This is a genomic window from Streptomyces sp. NPDC025651 (assembly GCF_055558735.1).
In genome coordinates this window covers 176,469-187,373 of record NZ_JBVHLZ010000015.1, presented here as the reverse complement: position 1 = coordinate 187,373, position 10,905 = coordinate 176,469, and the positions used below count along the sequence as shown (strand labels likewise).

At 74.1% G+C, this 10,905-nt stretch carries 3 protein-coding genes; all 3 read right to left on the bottom strand.

Annotated features, from left to right (window positions below; genetic code table 11):
* On the bottom strand, nt 1-8,832 hold an 8,832-nt coding region (locus tag ACZ4D5_RS38475; protein WP_467777128.1), incomplete at its 3' end, for a non-ribosomal peptide synthetase.
* A 284-nt stretch (nt 8,833-9,116) separates the two neighbouring features.
* Entirely contained in the window at nt 9,117-10,061 is a 945-nt protein-coding gene (locus tag ACZ4D5_RS38470; RefSeq protein WP_467777127.1) for a TauD/TfdA family dioxygenase, read from the bottom strand.
* Nucleotides 10,061-10,900: an enoyl-CoA hydratase/isomerase family protein gene (locus tag ACZ4D5_RS38465; RefSeq protein WP_467777126.1), complete on the bottom strand. Its 840-nt coding sequence runs from the start codon at nt 10,898-10,900 to the stop codon at nt 10,061-10,063. The genes ACZ4D5_RS38470 and ACZ4D5_RS38465 overlap by 1 nt, the downstream gene beginning before the upstream one ends.
* Between the last annotated feature and the right edge of the window lie 5 nt (nt 10,901-10,905).

Below are 10,905 nucleotides of genomic sequence, written 5' to 3'. Positions count from 1 at the left end.
ACCCACCACACCAAACGGCACCAACCCCAAACCCCCATCCAACACATAAACCCGCGTATTCCACACCGGACCACCCACCACCACAGAACCACCGGCGAGAGGTGTTCCCGCGGGAACGCGGTGGTCCATACAGCCCACCGTGGTCTCGGTCGGGCCGTAGTGGTTGACGACGTCCGCCTCGGGGTGGGCCGCGCGCCACGCGGTCAGCTGGTCGGCGCGCAACGCCTCACCGCCGACGACGAGTTGGGCTCTCGGCGCGAAGATCCCCGGCAGCGTCTCCAGGATCGGCAGGTGCGAGGGGGTGACCTTGGCGAAGGTGAGGCCGCCCGGCACGTCGAGGCGCTCGTCGAGATCGGCGACGTACAGGCAGCCGCCTGCGAGCAACGTGCCGTACAGGGCGGTGAGTCCGAGGTCGAAGGAGAGCGGGGAGTGCAGCAGGGTCAGCCCGGCCAGGCCCGGGTAGCGGGCCACGCAGTGCAGCGCGTAGTTGACCAGGGAACGCTGTTCGATCACGACGCCCTTGGGGCGCCCCGTGGAGCCCGAGGTGTAGATGACGTACGCGGCGTCGTGCGCCCGGCCGCCGGCCCGCGGCGGCTCGGCGGGCAGCGCGGACAGCGCGGCGACCGTCTCGTCGGCGTCCAGGAGCAGCAGCGGGACGTCCGCGTCGGCCAGCGCGGGGGTGTCGGCCAGGGTCCGGGTCGAGGTCACCAGGAGGGCGGGCCCGGCGTCGGCGAGCACCGTGGTGAGGCGGGTGCCCGGCTGGTCCGTGTCGAGGGGCAGATACGCGGCGCCGGCCTTGCCTACGGCCAGCATCGCGGCCACCGCGTCGGCCGACCGGGGCAGCGCGAGGGCGATCAGCGTCTCGGTCGTCGCGCCTCGCCCGGCGAGCAGCTGGGCCATCCTGTCGGCGCGCGCGTCGAGTTCGGCGTACGTCAGGCGCAGCGGCCCGTCGATGACGGCGGGGGCCTGCGGGTCGAGCGCCACGCGCTCCTGGAACAGCTGCGCCAGTGTGGCGTCGGGGACGGGGTGGGCGGTGTCGTTGCGGGTGACCAGGAGCTCGTGCCGCTCGGCCGGGTCGAGGACGTCGAGCGCGCCCAGCCGCACGCCGGGGTCGGCCAGGGCGGCCTCCAGGAGGCGGACCAGGCGGGAGGCGAACGACTCCACCGTGGACCGGTCGAACAGGTCGGCCGAGTAGCCCACCGCCCCTTCGACTCCCGCGGGTTCGCCGTGGCCGTCGAAGGTCTCGGAGAGGCTGAACTGGAGGTCGGCCTTGGCCATGTCGGGATCGTGGTCCAGCGCCTCGGCGGCGAGGCCGGGCAGCGTGAAGTCGGCGCGGGTCAGGTTCTGCAGCAGCAGCTTCACCTGGAACAGCGGGTGGCGGTTGAGCACGCGCGGCGGGTTGAGTGCCGCGACAAGGCGCTCGAAGGGCAGGTCCTGGTGGGCGAAGGCGGCCACGTCGGTGTGCCGGACCCGCTCCAGGAGCTCGTCGAAGGTGGGGTCGCCCGCGCAGTCCACGCGCAGCACGAGGGTGTTGATGAAGTAGCCGACCAGCGGGTCGAGGGCCTCCTCGCCGCGGCCGTGCACGGAGGTGCCCACGGGGATGTCGGTGCCGGCGCCGAGCCGGCACAGCAGTGCCGTGAGCGCGGCGTGCAGGACCATGAAGGGGGTGGCGCCGCGCTCCCTGGCGAGCCGGAGCAGCGCGCGATGGGTTCCTGCCGTCAGCTCGAAGGGGACGCGGCCGCCCGGCAGTCCGGTCCCGGCGGGCCGCGGCCGGTCGGCGGGCAGCGCCAGTTCCTCCGGGAGGTCCGCCAACTCTGCCGTCCAGTGGAGGAGTTGGCGGCTGATGAGGCTGTCCGGGTCCGATTCGTCACCGAGCAGCTCGCGCTGCCACAGGGCGTAGTCGGCGTACTGGACGGGCAGCGGCTCCCGGTCGGGCGTCCCGCCGTCGAGGGCGGCGGCGTACGCCTCGGACAGGTCGCGGGCCAGCGGCGCCGACGACCAGCCGTCGCCCGCGATGTGGTGTACGACGACGACCAGCACGTGCTCATCCGCCCCGGTCCTCAACAGGACGGTGCGCAGCGGCGGTTGGCAGGTGAGGTCGAAGCCCTCCGCGGTGGCACGGGCGATGGCCGCGGCCGTGTCCTGGCCCACGGCGTCGAGGACGGTCAGGGCCGGGGCGGCCGCGGCGGGGTCGAGGACGACCTGGCGGGGCTCGCCCCCGACCTCGGGGAAGACGGTCCTCAGGCTCTCGTGCCGGGCCACCACCGCGGCGAACGCCGCTTCCAGCGCCCTGGTGTCCAGCTCGCCGGTCAGGCGCACCACGAACGGGATGTTGTAGGTGCCCTGCCCGGACTCGACGCGGTTGAGGAACCACAGCCCGCGCTGGACGTGCGACAGCGGCAGCACCTCGGGCCGGTCGCGGCGCGCCAGCCCCGGGCGGGGCGCGCCGGTGGCGGTGAGGCGCGCCGCCAGGGCGGCCGGGGTCGGCGCCTCGAAGACCGCGGCGACCCGCGCCTGAAGGCCGAGCGCCGAGCGGATCCGGGACACCAGGCGGGTGGCGAGCAGCGAATGCCCGCCCAGCTCGAAGAAGTTGTCGTCCACTCCGACGCGCCCGACGCCGAGGACGTCGGCGAACAGCACGCACAGCAGCTCTTCCTGCGAGGTCCGCGGTGCCCGCGCGGTTCGCCCCGCGCCGGGTCCTTCGAGCTCCTCGGGGGTCACCAGCGCCGCGCGGTCGGTCTTGCCGTTGGGGGTGAGCGGGATGGCGTCCAGGGCGTGCACCGCCGAGGGCACCAGGTGGTCGGGGAGCGCGCGGGCCAGCGCCTCGCGGAGCGCCCGGGGGTCCGCGTCCCCCACGACGTGGGCGACGAGCCGCGGCAGACCGCCGGGCGCCGTCACCACGGTGGCCACGGCGTCCTTCACGCCGGGCTGTTCACGCAACCGCGCCTCGACCTCGCCGAGCTCGATGCGGCGGCCGCGGATCTTGACCTGGTTGTCCCTGCGGCCGAGGAACTCCAGCTGTCCGTCCGGGAGATACCGCACGCGGTCGCCTGTGCGGTAGAGCCTGCCGCCCCCGGTCCCGTACGGATCGGCCACGAAGGAGTACGCGGTCCTGGCCGGATCGCCGAGGTAGCCGCGCCCCACGCCGACGCCCGCCACGTACAGGTCGCCCACCACGCCGACCGGCACGGGCTGGAGCTCGTCGCTGAGCACGTACAGGCGGGTGTTGCGGATCGCCCGGCCGATCGGCGCGGTCGTGCGGCCCGCCCCCTGGCCGGAGGTGATGACGGCGTGGGTGACGTCGTCCGAACACTCGGTGGGGCCGTAGGCGTTGACGACCGGGATCGCGGGGAAGCGGGCGGACCAGCGGCGGCACAGCTCGCCGGGCAGTTCCTCGCCGGTGACGACCAGCCACCGCAGGTCCGCCAGGTCGGGTACGGGGGTGCCCTCGTCCCAGGCCTCCAGCGCGGCGCGCAGTAGCGAGGGCACCACTTCGAGGACGGTCGCCCGCTCCCGGACCACGCGGCCGAAGAGCTCGTCCGGGTCCGCCGCGGCGACCCGGCCCACGGCCAGGGTGCGACCGCCGACGAGCAGCGGGGAGATCATCTGCCAGATGGAGATGTCGAAGGTCAGGGGGGCGTTCTGCACGACGGTGTCCGCCGCGCCGAGCCCGAGGTCCGCGACCTTGGCGAGCAGGTGGTTGTTCATGCCGCGGTGGTGCACCATCGCGCCCTTGGGGCGGCCCGTGGAGCCCGACGTGAAGAGGGTGTACGCCAGTTGGTCGGCGGCCGGGGGTGCCGAGGGTGCCGGGCGCGCGGTGCCGGGCGCGGTCTCGTCCATGCGCAGGACCGTCATCGGGCGTCCGGCGGCCGCCGCGACGGCGTCGGCGAGGTCGCCGTGTCCGGGCCCCACCAGGAGCAGCGACGCGCCCGCGTCGGTCAGCAGCTCGGCCGAGCGTTCGGCGGGGGCGTCGGTGTCCAGCGGGAGGTAGCAGGCCGAGGCCGCGAGGGCCCCGAGGAAGCCGATGACGGGCAGGCGTCCGCGGTCGGCGAGGACCGCGACGAGCGACTCGGGCGCGGCGCCCGACTCCTGGATGCGGGCGGCCATGTCATCGGTCCGGTCCACGAGTTCGCGGTAGGTGAGGTCGCCGTCCTCGTCGGTGACCGCGACGGCCGAGGGCTGTTCGGCGGCCAGCGAGCGGACGCGGGCGACCACGTCCTGGAGCCACTCGTCGGCCGCGGTCTCGTTCCACTCCCGCAGCAGCAGCCGCCGCTCCTGTGCGTCGAGGAGGGGGACGCGGCTGACGCGGGTGTCCGGGTCGGCGGCGCAGGCCCGCAGCAGTCGGCCGTACCGGGCCAACAGGGCCTCGGCGGTGGCCTGTTCGAAGACGTCGGCCCGGTACTCCAGGGCGATGAGCAGGCCGTCCGGCGCGCCGTCGGCGGTGTGGGTCTCGCGGACGTTGAGCGACAGGTCGAACTTGGCGTTGCCCGAGGGCAGGTCGAGCAGCCCGAGCTCGAGGCCGGGCAGGGACGGCAGCGCGCGCCGGGAGCTGTCCATCGCCAGCATCACCTGGAAGAGCGGGTGCCGGGACATCGAGCGCGCCGGGTTGAGGGTCTCCACGAGCCGCTCGAACGGCAGGTCCTGGTGGGCGTAGGCGGCGAGCGAGAACTCCCGTGCCCGCCCGAGCAGTTCACGGAAGGTGGGGTCGCCGGAGGTGTCGGTGCGCAGCACCACCGTGTTGACGAAGAAGCCGACCAGGTCGGCCAGGGCCTCTTCGGAACGGCCCGCCACCGGGGCGCCGACCGCGATGTCGTCGCCCGCGCCGTGCCTGCTCAGCGTGGCCGCGAGCGCGGCCTGGAGCACCATGAAGGTGCTGGCGCCGGCGGCCTTGGCCAGTTCGGTGGCGCGGCGGTGCGCCTGCGCGTCCAGGCGGAGCACCAGGTGGCCCGAGGGGACGGCGCCCGCGCCTGCCGGGTGCGGCCGGTCGAAGGGCAGGTCGATGTGGTCCGGCAGCCCGGCCAGCGCCCGCTTCCAGAAGGCGGCCTGCCGGGCGACGACGCTGTCGGGGTCCGTCTCGTCGCCGAGCGCGCGGCGCTGCCAGACGGCGTAGTCGGCGTACTGCACGGGCAGCGGGGCCAGGTCCGGTGCCCGCCCGTCCCCGCGCGCCGTGTAGGCGGTGGTCAGGTCGCGCAGCAGCGGCCCGAACGACTCGGCGTCGGCGGTGATGTGGTGCAGCAGCAGGAGCAGGACGTGCCGTTCGGGGGCGAGGGTGAACAGCGTGGCGCGCAGCGGGGGTTCGGCGGCGAGGTCGAAGGGCCGGGCCACGGCCGCGGTGAGCGCGTCGTACAGCCCGTCGTCGTCGCAGTCGGCGCGCCTCAGCCGCGGCCGGGAGGCGGGGCCGGCCGGGACGACGTGCTGGAGCGGTATGCCTTCGTGCTCCCGGTAGAGGGTGCGCAGGCTCTCGTGGCGGTCGGTGAGGTCACCGAGCGCGGCGTCCAGCGCGTCGGCGTCCAGGGCGCCGTCCAGGGTGAGGACGAGGGGGATGTGATAGGCGGCGCTCGGCCCTTCGAGGCGCCCGAGGAACCACAACCTACGCTGGGCGTAGGAGAGTTCGAGGTCGCCGTCGCGCGGTACGGGCACCGGCCCGGTGGGCGCTTGCACCGGCTCCGCCTCGCCCGCGAGGTGCGCGGTGAGGCCGCGGACGGTCGGCGCGTCGAAGACCGCCTCGACGCCGCACTCGACGCCGAGTTCGTTGCGGATCAGGAGCACGAGGCGGGCCACCTGGAGGGAGTGCCCTCCCAGGTCGAAGAAGTTGTCGTCGATCCCGACCTGTTCGGTCTTGAGCACCTGGGCGAAGAGCGCGCACAGGACGCTCTCGCGCGCGGTGCGCGGTGCGGCGGACGCGCTCTTCGAAGCCGCGGCGGCCGGGTCCGGCAGCGCCTTGCGGTCGGTCTTGCCGTGCGGCGTGACCGGGATCGCGTCGAGGACCGTGAAGGTCGCGGGGACCAGATGGGCCGGGAGCAGCTCGGCGAGTTCGTCCCGTACCGCGGCGGTGTCGAGGGCGGCGCCGTCCCGCGGCACGAGGTAGGCGGCCAGCGCGGGGGCGCCGTCCGCGTCGGGGCGTACGACGACGGCGGCCCGGCCGACGGGGGCCAGCCCCAGCAGGGCGTTCTCGGCCTCGCCGGGCTCGATGCGATAGCCGCGGATCTTGACCTGTTCGTCCGCGCGGCCGACGAAGTCCAGTGTCCCGTCGGGGCGTTGGCGCACCAGGTCCCCCGTGCGGTACATGCGCTCCCCGGGGGCCCCGAAAGGGTCGGCGACGAAGCGTTCGGCGCTGAGGGCGGGGCGGCCGAGGTAGCCGCGGGCGACGCCGGGCCCCGCGACGTACAGCTCTCCCGGCACGCCGGGCGGCACCGGGGCGAGCCCGGAGTCGAGCACGTGGAGGCGGGTTCCGTCGAGGGCGGTGCCGATGGGCGGCTCCCCGTCACCGCGGAGCGGCTCGCTCATGGTGGCGGCCACGGTGATCTCCGTGGGGCCGTAGGCGTTGACCATGCGGTGCCCGGCCGACCAGCGGGCGGCCAGCTCGGCGGGGCACGCCTCGCCACCGACGAAGAAGGCCATGTCCGGGGGCAGGCCGCCCGCCGGGTCGAGGACGGCCAGCGAGGACGGCGGCAGCAGGGCGTGGGTGATGCCCGCCTGCCGGGTGAAGGCGGCCAGCGGGTGCCCCGGCAGCAGCCTCTCCCCCGGGGCGAACACCAGGGTCGCGCCGGTCAGCAGGCTCATGCACAGTTCGAGGACCACGGCGTCGAAGCCCATGGAGGCGAACTGCAGCACCCTGCTGCCCGACCGCACCCCGAGTCGCGCGGCGGCGGCCCGCGTCAGGTTCGGGATGCCGGCGTGGGTGACGACGACACCCTTGGGCTGCCCGGTGGAGCCCGAGGTGTAGATCACGTATGCGGGGCAGGCGGCGGTCAGCGGGGCCGTGCGCTCCGCGTCGGTGAGGTTCCCGGCCGGGTACGCGTCGAGCGCGGCCGCGGTGTCGGGTGCGTCGAGCACGAGGGCACGGACGTCCGTGCCCCCGGCCACCAAGGCGGTGTCCTCCGCCACCACGACGCAGGTGGGCGCGGCGTCGTCGAGGATGTGGCCGATGCGGCGCGCGGGGTAGCCGGGGTCGACGGGCACGTACGCGGCGCCGGACTTGAGCACGCCGAGCACGGCGACGGCGAACAGTTCCGAGCGGGGCAGGAGCAGGGCGACCCGGTCCTCGGGCCCGACGCCTTCGGCCGCGAGGAGCCGGGCGAGGCGGTTGGCCCTTCCGTTGAGCTCCGCGTAGTCGAGGGTGGTTCCCTCGCACACGACGGCGGTGGCCCCGGGCGCCTCGGCCACCCGCCGCTCGAAGAGGGCGGGCAGCGTGGGACCGGGCTCGTGGGAGGCGGCGGCCCGCGGCGCCGCGGGCGCGGACTCCTCGTCGGTGAGCAGGCCGACGCGGCCCACGAAGGTGTCGAGGTCGGTCGACGCGCGCGCCAGGCGCCCGAGGAAGTCGACGTACCGGTCCTGGTGGGCGGCGAGTTCATCGGCGTCGTACAGCTCGGGGTGGACGTCGAAGTCCACCCGGATCCCGCGGTCGCCCACCCGGTCGTAGACCGATATCGCCAGGTCCTCGATGAGGCGCTGCGACATGTTGTGGGCCTCGGCCCGGTGGCCGGCGAAGCGCACGTCGTAGTCGAACGGCACGATGTTGAGCTGCGGCCCGAAGTATCTGCGGTGGTCCCTGGGCAGGCCGAGGTCGCCGCGGAGTTCCTCGCCCCGGTAGCGCTGGTGGGTCATCACTCCCCGCACGGCGGACCGCGCGCCGTCCAGGAGTTCGCCGATGGTCATGGCCGGGCCGACGGGGACGCGCAGCGGCAGGACGTTCGCCGCCATGCCGGGCGCCTTGAAGGACCGCTCGCCGGTCCGCGCGGTCACCGAGAAGCCGAGGATCACGTCCGGGTTCCCGGTCATCCGGTGCAGGAACGCGGCGGTGGCGGCGACGATGATCCGGGCCCGGGAGACACCGGCCCGCTCGGCCGCCTCCGTCAGGGCGCGCTGGACCTCGGGGGGCAGGTGGGCGCTGCGCCGGACGAAGTCCGCGGTGGGCCGCAGCGGGCGGGGCGAGAGGGCCACCGGATCGGGCCGGTCCGCATACTGCCCGAGCCAGAACTCCCGGTCGGCGGCGAACGCGGGCGAGCGGCGGTAGTCGAGGTCGTCGGAGAGCAGGGTGCGGACGGACTCGAAGGGCGCGGGGCCCGGGTCGCCGCCCTCGACCAGGGCCGTGTAGACCTGCGCGACCCTGCGGACGAGGAGCCCCGCACCCACTCCGTCCAGGAGGATGTGGTGGTACGCGTGGTACCAGTACCACCGGTCCGGCGCGACGCGAAAGAGCGCGTAGGTGAACAGCGGCGCCTCGGTCAGCTCCATCGGCCGGCCGAGGTCCCGCTCCATCCACTCCACGGCGGCGCGCCGGGGATCGGGCTCGGCGGAGACGTCGAGGACGTTCAGCTCCCAGTCGGGCGGCCGCACGCCGATCCGCTGCCGCGGTCCGTCGTCGGTGTCCAGGAACTCGACGTGCACGGTGTCGGCCTCGTCGACCACCTGGCGCAGGGCCCGTTCGAAGAGTTCGGGGTCCACCTCCCCGTGGATCTCCAGGTACTCGGAGGCGCGGAAGATCGCCAGGTCCGGGTCGACCCGTTGCGCGAACCAGACTCCCGCCTGCGCACCGGTCAGCGGGAGGTCCCGCGCATCGGCCCGCGTGAGTTCCTGCTCGGCATCGGCGAAAGACCGCGATCGATCCATGGCTCCTCGACATTCACCTGATGAAGGGGGCAGCTCAAGATGAAGGGGGCGACTCAAGATGACGGGGCAATTCAAGGAGGACGGGGTTCCTGGCCGTGGCCACGCGCACGTCGTGGAGCGGGAATTGACCGTGCTGAATTACGCGTCCCGGTCGTGCGGAGCGAACTCGCGCCGACCAACACCCGCTTCCCCATTACTCACTTACTCACTTACTGCAGTGACACTATCCAGGGGCTCTCCCGCACTCCTGGACGGCCGCTATACGGATATCTGCCGTGCGACGGCTAGTCCGACATGGCCACGAGCACCCGGCGTTCGCCGGTGTAGGGCCGACGGCCGTGGGCCGCGGCCACGTTGTCGACCAGGAGCAGATCTCCCGGCCGCCAGTCCACGTCGACCGCCAGACGCAGCCCTGTCTCCTGGACGTGGGTGACGTACGCGGCGGGAATGGGGCTGCCGTCGGCGAAGCAGACGCTCTGGGGCAGTTCGTCCTCGGGCAGCATCTCCGCGAGGAGCGCCGCTTCCTCGCCCACCCCCGCGGGGTGCCACTGGTCGGCCTGGTTGAACCACACCTCGCGTCCCGTGACGGGGTGCCGGAGCGTCGCGGGCGCGGTCCTTGTGATCCGCAGCGAGCCGTCGGCGAGCCACTGCCACCGGGCGTCCGTGCCGTCCAGGAACGCCTCGACCGCGTCCCGCCGCTCGGTCTCGAAGGTCGCCTGCCAGCTCTTGCCGAACCCCATGCCGTCGTGCAGGTTCTGCGTGTAGCGCAGGCCGGCCGCGAAGGCCTCGCGGACCTCCGGGTCCAGGGAGGCGAGCCAGAGCGCCCCGTCGACGACGGGTGTGGCGCCGCCCGTCGCGGCCGGGTAGGCACAGCAGAACAGGATGCGCCGGGGCCAGGTGTGGCTGTACGACATCTCGTTGTGCATGGAGATCGTGAACTCCGCCGGGTACTCGGTCGAGGTGTAGACGTTCCTGCCGACCTTGGTCCGGGGCGAGTTGCCGTGCACGTACGCCAGCCGGTTCGGCAGCAGCAGATCGGCCGCCTCGTCGTACGCCGCCGACTCCGCGACGGTCCCGAACCCCCGGAAGACCACGGCCTTCTCCCGGGCCAGCAGCTCCGTCACGTCCTGGCCCCGCAGGAACTCCGCAAGACCTCGGGGGCTCGCCGGCACACCGGCTCCGCCCGGGTCCACCTCCAGGGGCCGCCAGGTCTGGGCGGTGTCGGCCATCACTTCTCCGTAGGGGTCGTGGGTGAGCGGAGGTCCGCGACGGCCTCTCGGATACGGGCCGACTGGGCGGCCACGGTCTGGAGCGGCGCCTCGCGTTCGAGGGCGACGGCCAGCGAGGGCGCGTCGGCGTTGGCCTGCAGGACGCGCTTGGTCAGCGCCACCGCGACCGGGCTGTGCGCGGCGATCCGCCGGGCCAGATCGAGGGCGGTGGCGTGCAGGCGGTCCGGGGCGGTCACCGTGTTCACCAGGCCCTGGTCCAGGGCCTCGGCCGCGGCCACGAACCTGCCGGTGAGCATCATCTCCGAGGCGAAGCCGAGCCCGGTGAGCCTGGGCAACAGCCAGGAGGCGCCCATGTCCCCGCCGGACAGGCCCACGTTCACGAAGGAGGCGCGCAGCCGGGCGCGGTCGGTCGCCACGCGCAGGTCGGCGGCGAGCGCGAGGGAGAGCCCGGCGCCGACCGCGACGCCGTCCACGGCGGCGAGCACCGGCTGCGGGATGGCGCGCAGCCCGGTCACCGCCGCCGACTGCCGTTCGAGCAGGGCGAGGAGTTCGGCCGGCGGCAGGGCGGCGATCCGCGCCGCCTCGTCGAGGTCGTACCCGGAGCAGAAGACCGTCCCCGTCCCGGTCAGGACGAGCACGCGCGCCTCGGTGTCCGCGCGCAGTTCGGCGCAGAGGTCCGCGAGCGCGCGGAACACCTCCTCGGTGAGGGCGTTCATCCGGTGCGGCCGGTGCAGGGCGGCGACGACGATCTCCGGGCACGGGCGGGTCACCAGGAGCGGGCCCTGTTCCCCGGTCGTGCCGCTCACCTCCTGAGGCATGCCGCTCAGGTCCTGGGGCATGCCAC